19 protein-coding genes and 1 tRNA gene are annotated in these 20,627 nt (G+C 58.0%); 12 read left to right on the top strand and 8 right to left on the bottom strand.

Going from position 1 to position 20,627, the window contains the following annotated elements; translation table 11 throughout:
- Positions 1-42: 42 nt before the first annotated feature.
- Together CD351_RS13485 and CD351_RS13480 are read left to right on the top strand one after the other, a co-directional pair.
- Positions 43-726: an MnmC family methyltransferase gene (locus CD351_RS13485; RefSeq protein WP_111993119.1), complete on the top strand. Its 684-nt coding sequence runs from the start codon at positions 43-45 to the stop codon at positions 724-726.
- A 250-nt stretch (positions 727-976) separates the two neighbouring features.
- Positions 977-1,726, top strand: a complete 750-nt coding sequence (locus tag CD351_RS13480) for a Crp/Fnr family transcriptional regulator (RefSeq protein WP_234027139.1) — start codon at positions 977-979, stop codon at positions 1,724-1,726.
- 23 nt (positions 1,727-1,749) lie between these two features.
- On the opposite strand, the gene CD351_RS13475 is transcribed toward CD351_RS13480, so the two are convergent.
- From CD351_RS13475 to CD351_RS13465, 3 genes are all read right to left on the bottom strand, one after another.
- On the bottom strand, positions 1,750-2,706 hold the full coding sequence (locus tag CD351_RS13475) for a YdiY family protein (protein ID WP_111993760.1): 957 nt from the start codon (positions 2,704-2,706) through the stop codon (positions 1,750-1,752).
- Between the two features lie 5 nt (positions 2,707-2,711).
- Positions 2,712-3,236 (bottom strand): DUF1993 family protein, encoded by a 525-nt coding sequence (locus CD351_RS13470; RefSeq protein ID WP_111993118.1) that lies wholly within the window; start codon positions 3,234-3,236, stop codon positions 2,712-2,714.
- Between the two features lie 74 nt (positions 3,237-3,310).
- Positions 3,311-4,018: a GcrA family cell cycle regulator gene (locus tag CD351_RS13465; RefSeq protein ID WP_111993117.1), complete on the bottom strand. Its 708-nt coding sequence runs from the start codon at positions 4,016-4,018 to the stop codon at positions 3,311-3,313.
- A gap of 92 nt (positions 4,019-4,110) precedes the next feature.
- Here CD351_RS13465 and CD351_RS13460 point away from each other — a divergent pair, with 92 nt between their 5' ends.
- Positions 4,111-4,965, top strand: a complete 855-nt coding sequence (locus tag CD351_RS13460) for an ABC transporter permease (protein WP_111993116.1) — start codon at positions 4,111-4,113, stop codon at positions 4,963-4,965.
- Positions 4,966-4,995: 30 nt separating this feature from the next.
- Here the strand turns inward: CD351_RS13460 and hspQ are convergent, their stop codons facing one another.
- The gene (hspQ, locus tag CD351_RS13455) at positions 4,996-5,376 is read right to left on the bottom strand and encodes a heat shock protein HspQ (protein WP_111993115.1); all 381 of its coding nucleotides are present in this window, start codon (positions 5,374-5,376) and stop codon (positions 4,996-4,998) included.
- 291 nt (positions 5,377-5,667) lie between these two features.
- Between hspQ and CD351_RS13450 the strand changes: the two genes are divergently transcribed.
- From CD351_RS13450 to CD351_RS13420, 7 genes are all read left to right on the top strand, one after another.
- A tRNA-Ser gene (locus tag CD351_RS13450) sits at positions 5,668-5,757 on the top strand.
- A gap of 168 nt (positions 5,758-5,925) precedes the next feature.
- Complete coding sequence (locus CD351_RS13445; RefSeq protein WP_111993114.1) at positions 5,926-7,104, top strand: site-specific integrase; 1,179 nt, start codon at positions 5,926-5,928, stop codon at positions 7,102-7,104.
- Between the two features lie 251 nt (positions 7,105-7,355).
- Positions 7,356-7,580, top strand: a complete 225-nt coding sequence (locus tag CD351_RS13440; protein WP_111993113.1) for a helix-turn-helix domain-containing protein — start codon at positions 7,356-7,358, stop codon at positions 7,578-7,580.
- Positions 7,581-7,817: 237 nt separating this feature from the next.
- Positions 7,818-8,171 carry a hypothetical protein gene (locus tag CD351_RS13435; protein WP_111993112.1) on the top strand — a complete coding sequence of 118 codons (354 nt, stop codon included), beginning with the start codon at positions 7,818-7,820 and terminating at the stop codon, positions 8,169-8,171.
- Between the two features lie 429 nt (positions 8,172-8,600).
- Entirely contained in the window at positions 8,601-9,083 is a 483-nt protein-coding gene (locus tag CD351_RS15765; protein WP_162627737.1) for a hypothetical protein, read from the top strand.
- Positions 9,084-9,132: 49 nt separating this feature from the next.
- Complete coding sequence (locus CD351_RS13425) at positions 9,133-9,699, top strand: hypothetical protein (RefSeq protein ID WP_162627736.1); 567 nt, start codon at positions 9,133-9,135, stop codon at positions 9,697-9,699.
- A 167-nt stretch (positions 9,700-9,866) separates the two neighbouring features.
- Complete coding sequence (locus CD351_RS13420) at positions 9,867-10,115, top strand: hypothetical protein (RefSeq protein ID WP_162627735.1); 249 nt, start codon at positions 9,867-9,869, stop codon at positions 10,113-10,115.
- Positions 10,116-10,126: 11 nt separating this feature from the next.
- Here CD351_RS13420 and CD351_RS13415 read toward each other — a convergent pair whose 3' ends face one another.
- The 3 genes from CD351_RS13415 to CD351_RS13400 form a co-directional block, all read right to left on the bottom strand.
- Positions 10,127-11,545: a DUF1501 domain-containing protein gene (locus CD351_RS13415; RefSeq protein WP_111993108.1), complete on the bottom strand. Its 1,419-nt coding sequence runs from the start codon at positions 11,543-11,545 to the stop codon at positions 10,127-10,129.
- Positions 11,546-11,554: 9 nt separating this feature from the next.
- Positions 11,555-13,411, bottom strand: coding sequence for a DUF1800 family protein (locus tag CD351_RS13410; protein ID WP_111993107.1), 1,857 nt, complete (start codon positions 13,409-13,411; stop codon positions 11,555-11,557).
- Positions 13,412-14,892: 1,481 nt separating this feature from the next.
- Complete coding sequence (locus CD351_RS13400; protein ID WP_111993105.1) at positions 14,893-15,459, bottom strand: hypothetical protein; 567 nt, start codon at positions 15,457-15,459, stop codon at positions 14,893-14,895.
- A gap of 187 nt (positions 15,460-15,646) precedes the next feature.
- Between CD351_RS13400 and CD351_RS13395 the strand changes: the two genes are divergently transcribed.
- Positions 15,647-18,721 (top strand): TonB-dependent receptor domain-containing protein, encoded by a 3,075-nt coding sequence (locus tag CD351_RS13395; protein ID WP_111993104.1) that lies wholly within the window; start codon positions 15,647-15,649, stop codon positions 18,719-18,721.
- A gap of 87 nt (positions 18,722-18,808) precedes the next feature.
- On the opposite strand, the gene CD351_RS13390 is transcribed toward CD351_RS13395, so the two are convergent.
- Positions 18,809-19,348, bottom strand: coding sequence for a helix-turn-helix transcriptional regulator (locus tag CD351_RS13390; protein WP_162627734.1), 540 nt, complete (start codon positions 19,346-19,348; stop codon positions 18,809-18,811).
- 99 nt (positions 19,349-19,447) lie between these two features.
- Between CD351_RS13390 and CD351_RS13385 the strand changes: the two genes are divergently transcribed.
- The gene (locus CD351_RS13385) at positions 19,448-20,620 is read left to right on the top strand and encodes a sensor histidine kinase (protein WP_162627733.1); all 1,173 of its coding nucleotides are present in this window, start codon (positions 19,448-19,450) and stop codon (positions 20,618-20,620) included.
- Positions 20,621-20,627: the final 7 nt, after the last annotated feature.

The raw sequence follows: 20,627 nt of genomic DNA, 5'->3' as shown, positions 1-20,627 counted from the left end.
GAAGCGATTTCGGCGGGCCTTCTTTTTGGGTAAGGGACATTTATGCTCAAACGCGAACTGATCGATACAGCCGAAATCGAAGACGGCGAAACCCTCGAACTCTTCAGCCACGGACGCGATTTCATGATCGTGCTGGGGCGCAACGAGCTGATGAGCACACGTATGCGGTTCTCCGAGGAACAGCTCGCAGAGATGACGCTCGACCGGATTTCAGGCGACGCGCCACGCATCCTGATCGGCGGCTATGGAATGGGCTTTACCTACCGCGCCGCGCGCGAACGGTTGGGTGAGGGCGCCCAGATCGTCGTCGGCGAGATATCGCACAAGATTGTCGAATGGGCCGAAGGTCCGATGGCGGAGCTGACCGGCGATACGCTCGCCGACCCACGGCTAGACCTCAAGATCTGCGATGTCGCCGCGCTTATCGATGATGCCAATGACGGAACGTGCGAAAAATTCGACGCTATCATGCTGGACGTCGACAATGGTCCCGACGGGCTGGTGCGGGCCGACAACAATCGCATTTATTCGAGAACCGGGCTGGGCAAGGCGCGCGATGCGCTAAAACCCGGAGGTATCGTGTCGGTCTGGTCAGCAGCACCCGATCACGGCTTTCGCCGCCGACTGAAAGAGGCAGGCTTCGTGGTCGAAGAGAAGGGTGTTCGCTCCCGACCGAACAACAAGGGCGCGCATCATACGATCTGGTTCGCGCGCAAAACCCGCTGAAATGCGAAGGACAGCCGAAAGACTACGCGTGACATGCAAATGGCCCACACTCCCCCCGAAGTGTGGGCCAAGTCGGCGGTAGGGGACAGCCCTCCGCTCGGGTCGCTCCGAGAATCTCTTTGCTGGAACCCTATCTAGGCCGAATCGCATCGTCGGTCTGTGATGGCCGTCACAAATTAACCATTCTTGGGACAGCCGGACGCAAAGTCCTTTGCAATCAGAGTGTTTCAGACCAAGGCATTAAGACGGTATGCACGCGCGATTGCGCGTGCCGATCACTTTTGCATGGTGGGAAAAAGCGATGGAAGCCTTGAGTGACATGATGGCCAACCTGCCTCCTGACAGCCTGTTGATGGCGCTTGACCCTCAACAGATCGAAGCGCTGCTGAAGGATGCCACCCGCAGGGATCTGAAACCCGACGATGTCGTAATCAATCAGGGCGACGAGAATGGCGACTACGCGGTCTACGTCCTGTCTGGCGGGCTCAAGATCGGATTCGTGAGCGCTGGCGGTCGCGAGATCATTCTCAGCTATTGCGCACCGGGCGAAGTGGTTGGCGAGATTGCCCTCCTGGACAGCGGGCCGCGCACCGCAACGGCCACCGCGGTCGTCGAATCGAGCGTCCTGCTGCTGCCATCGAAGAATTTTCTCGAAGCCGTCTCCTCCAGCCCCGCATCGGTAGCGCGTATCATGCGCGAGCTGGCGCAGCGCGTGAGGCAGCAAAACCTCATTATCGAAAGCGACCGCACCTTCTCGATGGGGCCCCGCCTTGCCAGAGCGCTGGTGCGTCTTGTCGACAAGGATCGCACGGATGGCCGGTTGCTCTACAATCCGAGTCAAAGCGACCTTGGTGCCTTTGCAGGTCTGGCGCGCGAGAATGTGAGCAGGCTGTTGTCCGAATGGGAAAGCCAGGACATCATTGCGCGCGACGGACGCACGTTGACCGTTCGCGACGTCGAATATCTGCGCTCCCTAGCGGAGTTTGGCGAAGAGACCTGATCCGCCGTTCATGAGCGCCACGCTCAGAAGTCGTAAATGACCGTGATCCGGCTCAGTGTGTCGGTCTTGACCGCGCCTGCGGGCGGGTTGCTGTCATACTCGTAAGCATAGGACAGCCTGGCGGAGAGATTGTCGCTGATCTTTGCATCAAGACCCGTGATGAGATTGATGCTGGTGTTCGAGCTGTCGATGATGACCGTGGCATTCCCGCCGGCTTCGGCAACAGCGTTGGTGTCGTGAGTGAGCGTAAGCCGGTCCGTGATGTTCCAGTCGAAATCCATCCCGATCAGTCCGGCGATACTGCTTTCGCTTGAACCGTCGACGAACTCGGTAACGCGGTAAGCGGGGCCTGCTTTGGCCGATAGTTTAAGCGTGTCGTTGTCGAAGATCTGGTAACCGAGCCCGCCAGATACTGCGTAGCGGCCCGCAAATCCCTGAAAGCGATCACGCTCGTATTGCGCCAGCGCAAAAACGAAGAGCCTGTCGTTCAGCTTGATGTTCGGTTCGTAGGTGGCGAGGAGCTGTTCGCGCGTGGTGACGCCGTTATTGCGCTGGTAGTCGGCTCGCCCGCTTAGCTTGTGGCGCCAATTGATCCCCTCGCGCGTCAGGCGCAGCGAGGCTGTGATACCGGTGTTCGAGGCATTGCCGGTCGAGTTGAATGCGCCAAGCTCGCCGCGCCCGCTCCAGTTTTCAAACAGTCCGGCATTGCGTATTTCCGCTTCCTCAAGCGCCGCTGCCTCCGCTTGCGCAGCGGCGAGGTCCGTCTCGTAGGCGGCGAGTATGGTGTCGAGCTCGCCCGCATCATCCGGATTTGTCATGCGGGCAATGTCGATGACCGTGCGCACTTTCTCTTCGTCGCCGGTGGCGATGGCCGCATCGATCATCGCGCGCACCGGTTCGGGCAGCTGCGCCTGTGCAGTGAAGGCCGGCGCAGCAATTGCTAGCCCAAGGGCTGCGATGCGCGTGTTCTTGAAACGCATGCGCTTCATCCCTGACGGGCGCGGACACGGCCCATGTAATCCATCTTCCCGATCTCAACGCCAAAGTGGCGGGCGATGGCGTAGGCGGCGCTACAGTGGAAATAAAAATTGGGTTGAGCAAAGCTCAGCAGGAAATCCTCAGCCGTGAAAGCGAGCCGGGTTTCCTTGAACTCAAAGCGCATGTCGCGCCCGATCCAGTCTTCCATCTCTTCTTCGTCGAGCGCTTTCATAGCCTCTTTTGCGCCATCCAGCTTTTCGCGCAGCGCATCGAATGTGGAAGGCGGGGGATTGAGGTCGGGAGTGGCAACCCCCTTGCGCACCGCTGCGATCGCGCCCGCAGTATGCTCCGCAACGCTTTTGATCTGGTATGTAAAGGGCAACATGTCATCGATCAGCTGCGCACCAAGGATCGCCGAATGGTCGCATTCGCGTGTCGCGCACCAGCCTTCGGTCTTGTCGAGAAGATGCGATGCGGTGCCAAGCATCTGGAGTGCGCTCGGGACAAAAGCTGCGTGAAGAGTGAGCGGCATGGGCGGTTCCTTCCTGAAAACAGAAAGGCCCGGCGGCGCTTGGTGCGCGGCCGGGCCTTACGTGATTGTGATTGTTAGCGGACCCGCGGACCGCCAAACGGAAGCGGCGGCGGGGGACGGCGCGCACCGCGAGGCAGCTGTGCCTGATAAGCGCGGCCGCAATGTTCGACGCAATAGGGGAAGCCGGGGTTCACCGCTTCGCCGCAGAAATGGAAATCAGGCTCACCCGGATGGCCCATCGGCCAGCGGCAGACCTTGTCCGACAGGTCAAGCAGGCTGGTCTTGTCCGCGATCTCGGGGCTCGGCTTGGCGGGGACAAGGCGACGCGGCGGTGCGGGCGGGATCGGTGCCTGCTGGTCGCCGGGGCCCTGTCGCAGAAAGCCGCCGGGGCCGACCGAGACGATCTTCGGCAGGTTTGGCGTGGGATTGGGAATGGCTTGCGAATTTGTGGACTTGGGATCTGCTGCCTTCGCGCTGGCGGCTTCGCTCTCAGCTTCGGCTGCCGGAGCGTCGGCCTTGGGCTCGGGCTTTGCGGCGGGCTTCGCCACCGGTTTGCTCGCCGCCTTCTTTGGCGCGGGTTTGGGTGCCGCTTTCTTGGCCGCGGCCTTTTTCTTCTCGTTCGTCTTGACCGGAGAAGGCCGCGATTTGAGGCCGAGGCGGTGTGCCTTGCCGATCACCGCGTTGCGGCTGACACCGCCCAATTCCTCTGCAATCTGGCTGGCGGTCGATCCGCCTTCCCACATTTTCTTGAGCGTTGCGATGCGCTCGTCAGTCCAACTCATAAAACATCCGTTCCTGTCGTGCCCGAACTTGTCCTCGGGCCCTAGATAGGTTGCTTGTCACATCTTGCCAGAGGCCTTAGGCGACCTTTCCCATGGCAGACGAGCTTTCAGCAAACCCCAATAGTCCGCGAAACTTCCCGGAGCGCGGTGTCCCGGTGATAACCGGCATCAACCGCGTGGGTCTTTTCGCGCTCTATATGAAGGAGGTGCGCCGGTTTCTCAAGGTCCAGACGCAGACGATCTGGGCTCCGGCGGTCACAACGCTGCTGTTTCTCGTAATCTTCACGGTCGCGCTGGGCCGGGGAGGGCGCGAAGTGCTTGGCGTGGAGTTCGCAAGCTTCGTTGCGCCGGGCCTGATCGTGATGGGCATGATGCAGAACGCGTTTGCCAATTCGTCCTTCTCGCTGCTCTCGGGCAAGATCCAGGGGACGATTATCGACCTACTGATGCCGCCGCTTTCTCCCGGAGAGCTGATGGGCGGGATCGTGGCGGCTGCTGTCACGCGGGCGATCGCTGTGGGCTGCACGGTTGCGCTCGCGATGGCGCTTTGGCCGGGCGTTTCTCTGGCCGTGACACACATTTGGGCGGTGATCTGGTTTGGGCTGATGGGAGCTGTGATGCTGGCGCTGCTTGGTCTTGCGACCTCGATCTGGGCCGAGAAGTTCGACCACAACGCCGCGATTACCAATTTCGTGATTGCGCCCCTCTCGCTGCTGTCGGGCACGTTCTACGTCATCGACAACCTCGCGCCCGCTTTCCAGGCTGTGAGCCGTGCGAACCCGTTCTTCTACGTGATCTCGGGCTTCCGCTATGGCTTCCTCGGGCAAAGCGATATCGGAGATGCGAGCGCCGTCACGATGGCCGCCATCGGCATCGCGGTCTTTAATCTTGTTATCGCTTTTGCGGTCTATGCCGTCCTGCGCACCGGCTGGAAGCTTAAGAGCTAGCCCGGCGATGGCCCAGCCAGCCGCGGGGCATCAATGCGTGAGGCTGCGCCGCATCCGATAGCGACCGTCCTTGAACTGCTCAAACAGCTGGGGGACGGTCGGATGGTCGATCGGCCCACCGCTAGGATCAGCGACGAGATTTCCCTGGCTCACATAGGCGACATAGCTCGACTCTTCGTTCTCGGCGAGGAGGTGGTAGAATGGCTGGTCGCGGGGAGGGCGGATTTCTTCGGGGATCGATTCGTACCATTCCTCGCTATTGGCGAAGACCGGGTCGATATCGAATACGACGCCGCGGAAATCGAACAGGCGGTGGCGTACAACCTCGCCAATGCCGAACCGGCTGCGTGAAGAGCGAGGGGCGTTGATGGTCCGTCCCGCTTGGCTGGAAAAGAAGTGAGCGCGTTCCATAGCTTTCAGAATATGGTCCTTCGCACGTGCAAAACAAGTTACGCGCCCTTGTTGCCAATAAGATATGCCCGCCTTTTGGTGCCAAATGGTCGCGAACAGGGCTTGGCAAGCGGCTGAGCCTGCGCTAACGGGCGCGCTCCTTGTCGTCGGTTGGACCAGATCGGCGCACCATCTTTCGTCCTCAAGCGACGAAGTGGCGGCGCAGACAAGACACCAGCGCTCAAGCAGCGAAGCGATAGCGCAGGCAAGACGCCAGCGCTCAAGCGGCAAAGCGATAGTGCAGGCAGATGCGGAGAGGTGCCGGAGTGGTCGAACGGGGCGGTCTCGAAAACCGTTGTGCTCTCACGAGTACCGAGGGTTCGAATCCCTCCCTCTCCGCCACCTACGCTTTCCTAGCCGAACCCCACCTTTCGACGAAGCCCCTGAGATAGAGGGAGTTAGCGGCGTTCGACGCGCCTAGCCGAGCCTTGCCGTTCCCTGCCAACCGCGCTAGCGTGTGGGATAAAGTGTGGGAAGACCCAAAGGTTACGGCAAGGTTGGGGTAAGGTTATGGCGAGGCTGACAGCAGCATCGGTGAAGGCGGCAAAGGAGCCAGGGCGCTATGGCGACGGCGAAGGGCTTTATCTCGTTATCGGCAAACGTGGAGGGAAAAGCTGGGTTGTCCGAGTGCAGAAAGACGGGCGGCGGCGCGACATCGGAATCGGCAGTGCGAGCAAGGTTCCTCTCAAGCTGGCGCGAGAGCGAGCAAGCGAAGTTCGCGAGAAGATTGAGCGCGGCATCGATCCGGTTGCGGAAAGAGCTAGGGCGGCTGGTATCCCAACGTTTTCGGACGCCGTAAAAGCGGTGCATGCGGAAAACGCGCCGAATTGGAAGAACCCAAAGCATTCGGCGCAATGGATCAATACGCTTGAAACTTATGCAGTGCCAACGCTTGGTAATCGATCGGTCGCAGACGTTGACGCGGCGGCGGTTCGTGACTGCCTTGCCGCGATTTGGCTTGAGAAACCGGAAACTGCGCGGCGGCTTCGCCAACGCATTAACACCGTGATCGATTGGGCGGTCGGCAAAGGCTATCGCGATGCCGCGCTCGCACTTCCCGTCATAGACAAGGCACTGCCAAGACAGCGCGCCAAGACCAAGCACCACGCCGCACTTCCATACTCCGAGCTTCCCCAGTTTATGGGCAAACTACGGGAAACCGAAAGCATGGGCCGATTGGCCTTGGAGGCTGCAATCCTGACTGCCGCGCGTTCTGGCGAAGTTCGGTTGATGACGTGGAGCGAGCTGGATTTGGAGGCTGCGACTTGGACCGTGCCAGCCGAACGAATGAAGGCAGGGCGCGAGCACGTGGTTCCGCTTTCGCCGCAAGCCGTGGCGCTTTTCGAAGGGATGGAGCCGCACCGACGCGAGTACACCGACCTTGTCTTTCCGGGACAGAAACGCGGAAAGCCCTTGTCCGATATGACGCTCACGAAAGCGCTGCGCGACATGGGGGTTGGCGTGACGGCGCACGGCTTCCGCTCAACTTTCAGGGATTGGGTGGGCGAGCAAACGAATTGGCCATCTGATCTAGCAGAGGCAGCGTTGGCGCATGTGGTGAGCGACAAGACGGTAGCTGCATATCAGCGTGGAACCATGCTCGAAAAGCGTCGGCAGTTGATGAACGTGTGGGCTGCGTATTGCGTAGGTTCCGCCGATGGCCGCATCCTGAAACTTGTGGCAAACTGACCGAGCACCAATGACAGAGTAGATAAGCTGTTGGTTGCTAGTGGAGCAGTGCCACAGAAATGTCGGATGCGTGCCAGCTTAAGGTCGAATCCCCGCTATCCACAGATCAAGGGGGAATTTCTGTCAATAAAACGGGCTCATCACTCTTGCTTAGCGAGACGACCTAGAGGATTCTCTAGGCGTCCGTGGCGTTCGTCGCGGTTTCACCCCACTCCCAGCGCATTGGGAGACCAAGCAAGAAAGGAAAAGCCATGGGTTTTTCAAACCAATGGGCCGAGCGACCTAGTAAACTCCTCACCGTCGCAGACTTCTGTAGCCTTTATCGCATCGGCAAGACTTCGCTTTACCGTGAGGCTGCGGCTGGTCGTCTTAAGCTGCGCAAGTTCGGTAGTGCCACTCGCATCGCAATCGAAGATGCCGAAGCTTGGGCTGCGAGCCTGCCAATCGTCAAGGGAGGTGAAGATGAAGCCGCCTAATCGCGCAAAGAGTGGGGGCGGTGCGCCAACACCAACCCCCGATGCCATTACAGTCCTAGCAACAGCAATTCCGATGTACCTCGGACCACGGGGTGAAAGCAACACGAATGAGCAATGGCTCGCCTTGCCTCGCTCTACAGTGGAGTTTGCAATCCAATCGGCCATTGATTGGTTGGATCTGATCGACCGACGCTCTTCAGAGAGCGACGGCATTGCTCAGACTCCTGAGGATGCGCTGTGAGCGCGCTAGAAGGCTACAGGCGAGCCGACAGCGCCAAAACCGCATATCGTGACTCAGAGGGCCGCAAATGGGCTTACCGAGGCAAGCGGGCTATCGTGCTCGACATGCTGGTCGAAAGCCCCGGCGGCATTACGCAGCACGATACGCTTCCTTGGCATACGCGGCTTGGCGGCACGATCCACGCCTTGCGCGAGGATGGGCTGGAAATCTCGACAGAGATCGAAGGGCCTTATCGCCATGCGCGCTATCGCCTCGGGCTGAAGCTCCTTGGTGATAACTCACCGAGCGAACACCGGTTTTCGCCTTTGAAAAACAATCAAAGGAAATCAAATCGCGAGGCGAGCGCGTAAGCGCCACAACAACCAGCACACCATTTTATAACGGTGAAAAACGGGCAAGGGGGCTGTCATTGCACGGCGGTCCCCACCCAGCTTCCGACCAATCTTGAAACTTCGACAGTGCTACGCGGTCTTGCCTGTTTTTACAGGCGGGAAACAGGCGTGCGCACTTGATTGGCACGCATCATGCAAATTAATAGTTCCGGGCCAAGCCAGCCGGAAGAAGAGCCTTCGCGCATTCCCCGCGCATTCGAGGAACCGAGCAAAAGGAACAGTACGCGTACGCGCGCGAGGCGGGCTTCTAGACGCCAGAGTGGGGGCGGGAATGCCCTCAGCAATTGGGGCGGTGCACGCAATCGCAGAAACCGTATCTCAACTGCGCTTAAGCAGGAGCACAGTGAAGGCATTCTCAAGGCTATAGCTGTAGCCGAGCTTAAGGGCATGCCGCTCAACCGCTATTGGACGGTCAATTACGAATGGGCCGGGATCGATGATGGCGACGGAGCTGCGTTCATCGGCAAACTGCTCGCGCAGTGCGGTCGCTTTGCGCGAAATCAAGGTGGATGCTTTGCGGCAGTTTGGGTGAGAGAAATCGGACCCAAGAACGGCGCTCACGTCCACATCGCCCTTCATTTGCCACTCGGCTGGAAACTGAGCGGCCATCACCCTCGCAAGTGGATCAAAAGGGCGGGCGGACAATATAGCACCAAGGTGAGCGACATGCGGCCAATAGGGGGAAGGCTTGACTGTGCCAGCACGAACCCCGCTCACTATTGGGCCAATGCCGAAGCGATGGCGAACTACATGGTGAAGGGTAGCTCTGAGACCGTAGCTGTGGAATTGGGTCTACGTCTGCGCAAGCATGGGGGCTTGGTGGTCGGCAAACGTTGGGGGCGGACTCAAAACATTGGCTCGATGGCCTGACAGCGGCTAATCAACGCCCTCCCTGCTTTCGATGCTGGAGGGTTCGAACTTGGAACTTGGCTTCCTCTTTATCGCCATCGCCGCAATCTTCCTCCTTATTGTGGACGTTCGCTCTCGATTGCCGAAATCGAGGCAGGACCCAGAAATGACCTACCATCCTCCTAACGATGGCGGCTACCAATTGTTGGTGAAGCACATAATCCCGCGGGATTTTGAGGTGGGCTTCTGTGGAAATTGGCGTCTAGGACGAAGTTTTGATTTAGTTGGGGAGATAATCCCGTTTCATCCGGAATACGTCCCAGACTTGCTCTTAGAGTTCAAGAAAACGCAGACAATCCATTTCATTCCTGAAAGCCGTCAAATCGAGAGAACACGATTAGGCTGGCCGTCGAGAGTTGCAAAAGACCGCAGTTTTGACAGCGCCAATGTATTCTTGCCAGTAGAACTGCACACACAGCTTTTCGAGCAGCTTAAGGAAGATGAAAATTGGGTAGTCGAACTTCACATAGGCGAAGACAGGCGCGCGAAGCAAGATGCCGAGCCAACCTTTGGCATTTACCGCGTGACGGTTCGGAAGGCTGAGGCTCGCGAACTGTCCCTACTGGGCGAGGGGTAGGGGGTAGCGCAATGTGCAGTCCGGTATCAAGGACACCGGCGGCAAGCCGCCGCGTCATCGCTAAACCAGTTTTTCGCGCGCGCGCGCAAGCGATTGCTGTTTGATGTTGTTCCCGTATTGTTCCGCAAATGTCACGGCACTCGATTCGACAGGCCAAGCGCGATGACTTGGCTTTCCCAATAAGAGTAAAAATTCGCGTACCAGCCGAAGGGTTGGGGCCGCAGCTCGACTCAATGCATCAATGGCTCAACGAACACGTCGGCGCGATGGATCATGCCTGCCACAGTCAGCCGGGCTTCGCCTGCAGCACAGCGGCCTTCTACTTTCGTAATCTCGAAACGGCGATTGCCTTTGTTCAAGAGTTCCCGTCGGCAGAGTTGGCCGATGGCTTAGCCTCGCCTGCCTATCGAACCTAGCGCATGCGTCGTTATGCCTGCGGTGGCTCTTTCATAAATCCTAAGTTCGGCTGGCCGAACCGACCGATGTTTGGAGCGATGCTCGATAGCTCGGAGTCTGCTACTCCGAACCAGCGCGCGAGCGTCGCAGAATACTCATCCACCGAAGTCGAAGGGAGCAACCGTCCGCGTCCGACTTGGTCGTCTGTCCGAGTGGAAACGGAGGGAGCCGTGCCATAGAATTGGCCGCCTTTGACCGCTCCTCCGATGATGAAATGGTGTCCGCCCCAGCCATGGTCTGAACCGTTTCCGTTTGGCGTCAGAGTTCTTCCGAAATCTGAAGCGGTGAAAGTCGTGACTTGATCGGAAACACCTAGTCTCTCCGTGGTCCGATAGAATTGATCTACAGCGGAATCGAGTTGAGAGAGCAGCTCTTCGTGCGGACCAATCAGGTTGCTGTGGTGGTCGAAGCCGCCCAAGGAAACCATAAACACTTGCCTAGTCACGCCCAATGCATCCCGCGCCTCAATCAGTTTCGCAACTGTCTCCAATTGCTCAGAAAGGGAGTTGCCCGCAATCGCTCCCGGAACGGATGAAGACCCGGACAAAACTTCGCTCACGAACGGCGTATTTGCGAGAGCGCGCGAGACTGTTGCCGCGTAGTCTTGCTCAAGAATGTGCTGGTGGTGCGTCCTCATTACGGATTGAAGAGCATCGCTAACTGCAGTTGAGCGGAAGAGCGTACCAGACTTCACGGGAACGAACTCTACAGGGCCTCTCTTTGATATTTTGAAGGGTATGGTCGAGCGTCCCGTCAAGAATACGGCATTCCCTGTCACATTGATCGCAGTAAACATCGCATTGGAATTTGCGCTTTGAGCTAGGTCGCCCAAGCGCCCACCCCATCCAGTAGGCGTTCCTTCGACCCCGGATGACTGCCAGGTTGATTGCTGGTCGTTATGCGAGAAGAGCTTGGCAGGGCGGGGAAATGAGCGCGTGTTGCCGCTCTCGAACTGAGCCCTTGTGATTGGCGCCTCCAACGGCCCAACGTTTAGCAGAACGCCCAGCTTGTTCTCACCGAATAGCCTGTGCATTCGTGGCATCGATGGGGATAGCGCGAAGTTGACGTCGTTTGTGAGAATTTGCTCATCCGGCTGGCGAAGCAAGGTGCCGCTAAGCTGCTCGCGCGCCAGAGCCACCCCTTGCCTGATCGAAGCGTATTTCCCGTAGTTGTTCGCATCGAAAGGAATGAGTGTGTTGGCGTGGTCATTCCCCCCATAGAGAAATATGCACACGAGAGCTTTATAGTCGCCGTTCGTCGCGAGGGCCGCGGCTTCGGATATTCCTGTAAGGCCAAGAGCAAAAGAGCTGGCTGTTCCTGCTATCGCCAAAGATGCACTGCGTTCGAGAAAAGCGCGACGCGACAGTTCCTGAGATTTAATAACCCACATGCGGGCCTCCTACTTTTGAATGAGGTAGTCATTCGACGCCATAATGAGCGTAATCGCGGACTGGACACGTCGGAGCAGCTCGTCGTCCCCCTGATCGGCATTCGGAATGGTGTCGATCGCTTCTGCGATAGTCGCGCGTGTTGCCTCATTAAGCTGACCTGCCGTAAGTATCAGGTCTAATTCGTTGATTAGGCGCGCCGTTTCGGAGGCAAATTCCATCACGCCCGAATAGTCCGGTGCAAGGTCGTTGAGGTAGTGAAGCTTGCCGGAGACCAGCCGGGACAGGAAATTCACATACCCAGCGATGCTTGTTTCATCGACTAGCTGAAATTCCGGCGCGACAAATTGGTTTGCGGCGGTGGCGGACGCAGGCGGCGAGTATCTTGGTCGGAAGAAGTTGAAGACAGAGAGGGCTTGGAATGGAGACTGAGACAGCGCATCAGCATTGTCGTCGAGCGACCTAGTGATGCCTGGTTCACTGTTTTTGTAAAGATTGAACGTTCGACCGAATTGCACAAAGCGCACAACCGGCTCACGAAGCTTCCCGAAGCGAAGGTCCGTTAGAGTTGCTCGCGAGTTCGCTTCGGGATCTAACAGAATTGCCTTGAAGACGTGACCTAGATCGCCGCGCACTCCCTCGCCATTGTCGTTAAACGCTCTCGCTATCCTTCGGACATAGTCCGGGCTTGGATTGCTAGTTACCAAACGTTGAATCATTTGCTTGCCGAAAAATGGGCCAACGTTCGGGTGCAAAAACAAGATGTCGAGAGCCATCTCCAGGCTTTGTTCAGCGCTAGTTCCGGCTGGAATCGTCCGGCCCAGGAATTGCTTTTGTCTTAATGAGTGTTGGCTCTCAGAAGCAGGTCTAGGCCAGTGCTGAGGATTAGCCGTCATTGGCCTTCTCACAGCCTCTACCGAGGGAATTTGACGGTTCGGATTGGCTGGGTCGGAGAAGCTCGCGAGGCCGGATACGTCTAGGTCATATCCGGTGAAGACCCTCGCTAAGCCGATGACGTCATCATTGGTGTAGGTCTCAATCGCGCGGCCATTATTAGTTCGCTCGGTGCCATCATCATTCAGTTCGGTGAGGCCAATCGTAAAAAGCTGCATTACTTCGCGAGCAAAATTCTCATCAGGCACTCGCCCACTTGAAGCGTCCTCTTTCTGGCTGCCGATTGTGTCTAGGTAAGTCCCCATTGCGGGCGACAGAGAGACTTCGCGAAGCAGGCTTCGGAAGTTGCCAAAAGCGTTCTGATTGAGAATGTCCCAAAAGTGTCCCACTGCTTGAGAAGGCCACCACATTCGCAAACGCGGATTGGAAGAAACAACGAAGAACTCGGAAAGAGCAAAAGCAAAGCGCTTGCGCAGTGAGTTCCCACCGAAAAGGAACTGAGACCAGAGCATGCTGTCGAGGAATCTGTCAGTCGCAAACGTCCGCTCAGCATCAACCTCGTCAACACCAAGTTGCTCGAAGAAGGATTGAGCTGATTGGTCGTTTTGTGGCCGCATGTTTCGCTGCAACCAGGTTTCTCGTCCCTCTCGTTTCACTGCATCAATCGCTTCTCGTGAAGCAGCGAAGGTTGCTCTGAGTATGAACCTAGCAGCTTCCGAATCTTCGACTTGAATGCCCCTCGAAGTGGAGGGGCTTGGTGTTGGTGAGGGGGAGGGATTAGACGGCGGCGTCGAAACAATTGCAGGAGCAGAGTCCTCTCCACCGCAGCTGCTCAAAATTGGTGATGCAACCAGTGCGCCAATTGCGAGAGGCTGGTTCAGGTTGCCATTTGTCGAATGGTCCTCTTGATCTTCGTCTCCCAACGGATCGAGAGCGATTTTTGCTTCTACTAGTGTCAGGGACTCCGCGACCATTGAACGACCTCCAATTGAGTTGGAGGCAGAATAGTTGTTGGCGCTATGTCGGCGCTTGAGTGAAAATACTTAAGTTAACCGGCTTACTCCATTTCGGACGAATGTTCGTCGAGATCGAATAGGTTTCTAAATGAGGGGCTGTAGCACACTCATTGAGGCGCCCTTATTTTAAGCATCTGTTATACATAGATAATATAGCCTGAAAAGCGTCACCGTAGCTCGTGCGATTTCGATGCTCTGCCTCGATTACAGGCCGCCTGTCGAAGTTTTAATGCCGTATCTGGAGGTAGTTCATATAGATCGCGCTGCCGGGATAAGTCAGCCACCTAATGGATTGATCCAAATGCGATAAGTGTTTGATTCGTTTCATCGGTTCTGGATGCGCTTGAAAGCCAAGCGCAAGAGTTGATTGAATCCTGGGGGGCGCAAATGTTGGGAAAATCTAACAGTGAGGCATTCGAGTTAGATCGGATTGCTGACTACAAAAATGTTATGACCGATGGAGCATCGACACCTAGTGCTCGAACTCTTGAGGTCGCTGCAGCAATCATTCGAAATATCGCTCAAAGGTTGGAGCAACAAGGCGCGGGCGAGCCGCCACAATGCGATTCAAGTGCCCGCCTTGGAGTGGCTTCGTCACTGCTAGAGGCGAGAGAGCTAACCCAGTCCATTTTTGGCAACGTGCCAGTCATTCACAGCCCCTCATGGGACATCTTAATCGACTTGTTCGTGTCGCGAAAATGCGACCGAAAGGTCAGTGTTACCGACGCATGTGTTGCTGCAGGGTGCCCCGCGACCACTGGTTTGCGTTGGGTGCAAGTTCTGATCGATGAAGGTCTCGTGGCTAAGCGCCCGGACCCCAAAGACAAGAGAAGAACGTACTTGGAGCTAACGCCAATTGGTTTGGCGAAAGTAGAGTGTGCCTTGGATTGCTATTTCAAGAAGGTTGACCCAGGAGAATTAACATTCTGAATTGTCGGGCTGCGCGCTAGTGACATCGTTTTGCGACGGAGATTCTGAGCGAGCTAGGATTCTATCGATTACATTTTGCAAATATGCGCTGGAAATCCCATCTCTTTCAAAATCCATTTGAGTCTGGATATTGCGCAAGTGCGCCAAAACTTCTGCACGTGTCATTCAGTCTGCCCCCTGACATGATGGGAAGGCACTAACACGACTGAGCCCAAAAACGAAAAGCCGCCTCTTAAGATGGCGATAACTCGTTCTCGACGTCTCCAGCATGGTTTCGAGACTCACGATGGTTAAGTGTGGTATAGAGTGTGGTAGAACACCACAATGCGAGAGAACTTACCGTACAATATTAGCGGGTTACCATTAAATTAGAGGGGACTCCCTCTCCGCCATTTAATCCATCTACCTATTACCTCTTGGTCGTCCGCGAATGCATCGCGCGCTGGGCGTCTGGATATCGCGCCCTCTAGGCGACTGGTCGCCGAGCTGAGCTTTCGGGCAAGGGCGCTCTACAGGGCTCGTCTGGTTGCTCTCATCTTGTAGACGTCCTGCCACGTTTCGCCCTCGTCACGCGAGATGGCGAGGGTCCAGTCGAACGCATTGTCGACGATCGGCGTGAACGTAATCCGGCGCAGCGGGTCGAAAACCGGCTTTGTGTAATGCATTTCGATCGAGCCGTCTTCCCGCACCTGTCCGGTGAGGTGGTTCATCGCCTGCGAACCCTCCCCGGTATAAATGATGTCCCACTGGCCGGTTTCAGGATCGACCATCCGAACCGTCATGCCGAACACCCCGGCGCGTGAGCGGTAGAAGTCGGTCACCGCAATGCCTTCGCCGACGCAGTGGAAGTCCCACTCACCGCCCGGACCGTCTTGCCACGTTCCGTCCTGGGTGATCTGACTGTCAGCGAATTCCCATTGGCCGAGATAGCGCCCGAAGGCCGAGGTCACGCCGTCGCGGCATGCGGTCGCCTGCGTATCGAAGTCCGATTTGCTCGGATCGACGAAGGGCGAGGCACTTACGACCGGCGAACCGGCAAGGATCAGACCCGCGCCCAGGATTGGCAAAACACTCATTCAAAGCTCCCCATCGTTCACCCGCGCTATGGCGTGGTGTTTGATTTTGTTGCCAAATTGCAACGATGTCCGCTTTAATAGTACGATTCGAACTAAAAGCAATTGCGAATAGTGCGAATCGTACTACCTCTGAGCTCACGACGCGATCGATACCTGGTCGCTGTCATGCAAATCAGGGGACTATCCAGTGCATATTTCACAGACACGCCGTCGACTGTTCGGATCCTGCGCAGCGCTTTCCATTGCGGTTGCTGCATCGCCTGCAAGCGCGCAGGATCTCGAGGCTCCAAGCGAAGACGTCACATCGGATGCCGCAGCGTCAGAAAACGCAGCGCAAAACCGCATTGTCGTTACCGGCTCCCGCATCCTGTCGGACAGCGCCGCTTCGACGCAGCCGCTTCAAGTGCTCGACGCCGCGAATATCGCCCAGTCGGGCGTTACGAACATTCAGGACCTGCTGCTCGAAAACCCTGTCTTTGGCGCGCCAACCTTCGCGCGCACCAACAATGCGTTCGGTGTCACCGGCACGGGCGTTGCCACTGTCGATCTGCGCAATCTGGGGATCGCCCGCACACTGGTGCTGGTGAACGGTCGCCGGGTCGTGGGCGGGCTTGCGGGCACCAACACGGTCGATCTCAACGTGATCCCGACCCAGTTCATCGGTCGTATCGACATCCTGACCGGCGGCGCGTCGTCGCTTTATGGGTCCGACGCGGTCGCAGGTGTGGTCAACTTCGTCTATCGCGATGATCTGGAGGGGCTCAACCTTGAAGGCCGCTATGGCATTACCGAACAGGGCGATGCCGAGGATTACCGCCTCAACGCAACTTTCGGTGGTTCGATCGACGACGGACGCGGGCGCTTCATGCTGCACGCCGGCTATTCGGATCAGGGCCAACTGCTTTCGCGCGAGCGCAGCAACACGCTGGTCGACGACATCGACTTGTTCGTCCTGAGCGGCGACCCTGCCGATTTCGGCACGCCGAGCGAGCCGTTCTTCTCCAGCTTCCCGCCGCAGGGACGCTTCGATGTAAACGGCACGCCCAGCAATGCCGATGATTTTACCTTCAACCCTTCCGGCGTCCTGCAACCGTGCTTTTCGGTCAACAGCACGCCGACCTGCACGGCATTCGACGGCTCCCCGGCCAGCGGGCCAAACGGCTTCAACCGCCAGTTCTTCCGCACGCTCGCATCGCCGGTCCAGCGCTATGTCTTTGCAGGCACGGCCGATTACGAGATCGCGCCGGGCGTCACGGCCTTCGTCGAAGGGACCTATGTCAAAACGCAGAGCGCGCGGATCATCGAACCGTTCGCGTCGTCATCGAGCGGGACAAACGGACTGTTCCCGGCAACCGGCCGAGCGCCGATCGAAACGCGTGTTCTGGTAGACAGTGACGGCGACGGCGTGCTCGACAGCTCCGAAATCCGGTTGAACCCTCTTGTCCCAGACGAAATCGTGGCGGCAGCCTCCGATCTTGACGGCGACGGTCTGCGCGATATCGGCTTCGTGCGCCGCTTGCTCGAAGTGGGCGAGCGCACCAACGACACGACCCGCGACTTTTTCCGCGTCGTCGCCGGGCTGCAAGGCGAGTTTGCCGACGGGCAGTTCCGTTGGGATGTAAGCTACAATTACGGCCAGACCACTGAGAACCAGCGTTCGGCTGGCGCGCTCAATGTGCCCAACTTCCAGCAGGCCTTCGCGGCGGTGGCCGACGTTGACGATGTCGATGGCGACGGCGACACTACCGAAGTGATCTGTGCAAGTGCCGATGCGCGAGCGCAGGGGTGTGCACCTGTAAACATCTTCGGGCTGAACGCGATCTCGCCCGAGGCGCTGGCCTATATCGATGCGCCAGGCTCGTTCCAGACCGAGATCGAGCAGCGGGTGTTCCAGGCCAACCTTTCGGGCGAATTGTTCGAGATTTGGGGCGGCCCGGTCGGCTTTGCGACCGGCGTCGAATACCGTGAGGAAGCCTCGCTCGCCGACTTCGATTCACTGACCAACCAAGGGCTCAACGCCAGCAACCAGATCCCTGACACGCAGGGGGAATTCGACGTGATCGAGGGGTTCGTCGAAGTGCGCGTGCCGATCTTGAGCGACGTGCCGTTCTTCCGCACGCTTGAGCTCGCTGGTGCGGTCAGGCTTTCCGATTATTCAACAGTCGGTTCAGTGACCAGCTGGAACGGCCAAGTTCTCTGGGAGCCGATCGACGACATTCGCTTCCGCGGAACATATTCGCGAGCGGTACGCGCGCCGAATATTGGCGAATTGTTCTCGGCACAGTCGCAGACCTTCCCGCCAGGCCTTACCGACCCCTGCGTCGGTATCGGCCCAAGCGGCGGCGGTACACTTGGCGATACGTGCCGATCCTTTGCGGGTGTAAACGAGAATATCGCGCTCAATGGGGTATTCACGCTCAATCAGGCCGACATTCAGGGCATCAGCGGCTTCAATGGTGGCAACCCGAACCTCGCGGAGGAAACTGCGGATACTCTGACACTGGGTCTGGTCATCAACCCGCGCTCGATCGAGCCACTGCGCAATCTGACACTGACGGTCGATTATTTCGACATCGAAATCGAAAACGTGATTGCGGCGCCGACACGGCCTTTCACGCTCGACCAGTGCTTTAACAAGGGCAATCGGGTCTTTTGTGATCTCATCACCCGCCGCGCAGCCGGCGACAGCACCAACAGTGCCGGCTCGCTAGAATTCGTCAACGCGATTCAGTCCAATGGCGCGCTTCGCGAGACCGAGGGTGTCGATGTGACAGTCCAGTACAACACCTCGCTCGACGGGATTGGGCTCGAAAACGCCAATCTCAATTTGTCCGGCGCTTATACGCACCTGATCAAGCTGAATTTCCTGCCCGCGGTTGGACAGCCCGCGAACCCGCTAGCAGGCGAAGTCGGCTCGGCGAAGGATCGTTTCACCACAACCGCCTTGTTCGACTTCGGCGCAATCAGCTGGGGCCTTACGGGTACGTATATCGGCGCATCGACCGAGGACGACCAGTTCTGCTCGGCATTCGGACTTGATGCGGGCTGCTTCCGGCAGGGGGCGGAGTTCAATCTGGATACGCAGGTCGTGTTCGACATCGACGAGCTTCAGATTTTTGCAGGCGTCGACAACTTGCTCGACAACGATGCGCCAAACCTGCTGACCGGCACGACCTTCAACGCCACCAGCACCGATACGGCATCGGGGGTCTACGATATCCTCGGGCGCAGGTATTACGCAGGCGTTCGGTTCCGTTTCTAGGCCGAAGGCGAACCTTCTCTTCCCCGCGGTGTTGCGACAGCGGGACCCTTGGAGGGCCGGCGCTTTGGTGCCGGCCCTCTCTTCGTTTCAGTCGGATTGTTTGCGTTCGCGGATCGCGCCTAGCGTTCGCTCGACCCAGCCGAGCCGGGCCTCGCTGGTGGCGCGCACATTGTCGAACATTATCGCCGTCTCGGGCAATTCGGTTTCCTCGACATAGGACTGAACCTCCGCGATCTTTGCGCGCATGTCCTTGGCCAGCTGTTCGAGCCAGGCGACCTGTTCGGACAGGTCGAGCAAATGCAGTGATTGGATCCGCGTGCGCAGCGGGTCTTCGAGCAAGAGGTGTTCCGGATCGACCCGCTTGGCCCAGTCGCGCAGCGCCGCAAGCCCGACTTTCGTGCAACGCAGATGTTCGGTCCGGCGCCGGTCACCCGCGATCTCTTCACCCAGCAACAGCCCCAGTTCCTTCAAACGACGCACCATCGGGTACAGCTTTCCCTTGCTGGTGCCGAAATGCGTAACCGGTGAAGATGCGTAGATCTTGGAAATCTCATAGACGGTGACCGGCTGGGCACGCTCGATCAGAGACAACAGGGTGCCTTCGCCGTCGGACAATGCGTGTGTCATTCCTGCTGCACCATGCAATGAAAACCCTGTGATTGTGAAACTGCCATACGTGCGCGCCCGCAAGCCATCAAGTCGGCGGCGATCGTCTGGATCGGCACATTGTCCTTTGCAAAAGGTGCGTATCGGACTATCGCCATGCGCGCGATGATGATCCTCCATCCTCCTCTTGCTCCACGCGAAGAGCTCTGGCGGTTCAGGAGCAAGGTGCTGCTCGTCACGCTGATTGCGATCAGTGTCGAAATTGCGCTTCACGCAGTGCGGTTCTTGGGGGTGTGGCAGGATGTTTTCTACGCCATGTACGCCGTGCGGTTTGTGGTCCTGATGGCGACTTGTCTGCTGGCCTATGTCGCACTTGAATGGGTCGAAAGGGTAGGCCAGGCAGCGGCGATCATGGTCCTTGGGCTGGGGTTTTTTCCTCTCGCCATCGCACACGCCCTAGCTATGCGGGCGGTCGGCGGGGCGATGGGATGGCTTCAGGGGGAGCTTGGTCCGATCATCTTCGCCGCCGAATCTTGGGCACAATTCCTTTTGTTATGGGGAGCGGCGGTCCTGGCGAGCTTCTATCATATCCGCCTATCGCGCGAACAGAGCCTGCGCCGAGAGGCAAGCGCGGCCGCGCACAGGGCAAGGATGCGCGCAGTCCGATATCGGCTGAACCCGCACTTCCTGTTCAACACGCTCAATTCGATCGGCCTTCTCGCGCTCGAAAAGCGCAAAAGTGAAGCCGAGGCGCTAATCAATCGCCTTGCAAGTTTTCTTCGGGCAAGCCTGCACAAGGATGCTGGCGGCTATCACACGCTCGCAAACGAGTTCGCGCAGGTTGAGGATTACCTCAAAATTGAGCTCGTGCGCTTTCCCGACCGCTTGACGACGCGTTTGAACCTCCCTGCAACGCTGGAGAATGCGGCTGTTCCGCCATTTCTAATCCAGCCGATGATAGAGCAGGCCATCGGCGAAGGAGTGTCGCGCAGCTCACAGCCGGTGGCGATCACCCTTCAGGCACGAGATCATGGCGACACGCTTGTCATCGAATTGCGCTGGGTGAGCGAGACCGTGGCCGATGAGAGCACCGCACATCGCTCCGCTCCCCTTCCCGGAGAGCTTTCCGCTGCAATTCCCGCCGATTTCGATCTGGAGGTTCGAGCGATCGCGGGGGGAATGCAGGTCAGCGTCAGCGGGCCTCTTGTGCGTCTTGTCGAAGAGACCTCGCCAGGCGCTCACCTGAAGGACGAAGGCCAGCCGCCTTTGTCTTCGCTGGTGATGCGTGGATAAGGCCGTG

It is taken from the genome of Erythrobacter sp. KY5, assembly GCF_003264115.1.
In the GTDB taxonomy this organism is placed as follows: Bacteria; Pseudomonadota; Alphaproteobacteria; order Sphingomonadales; family Sphingomonadaceae; genus Erythrobacter.
Note: the sequence above shows the minus strand (reverse complement) of the source record. Positions and strands in the feature narration are given on the sequence as shown.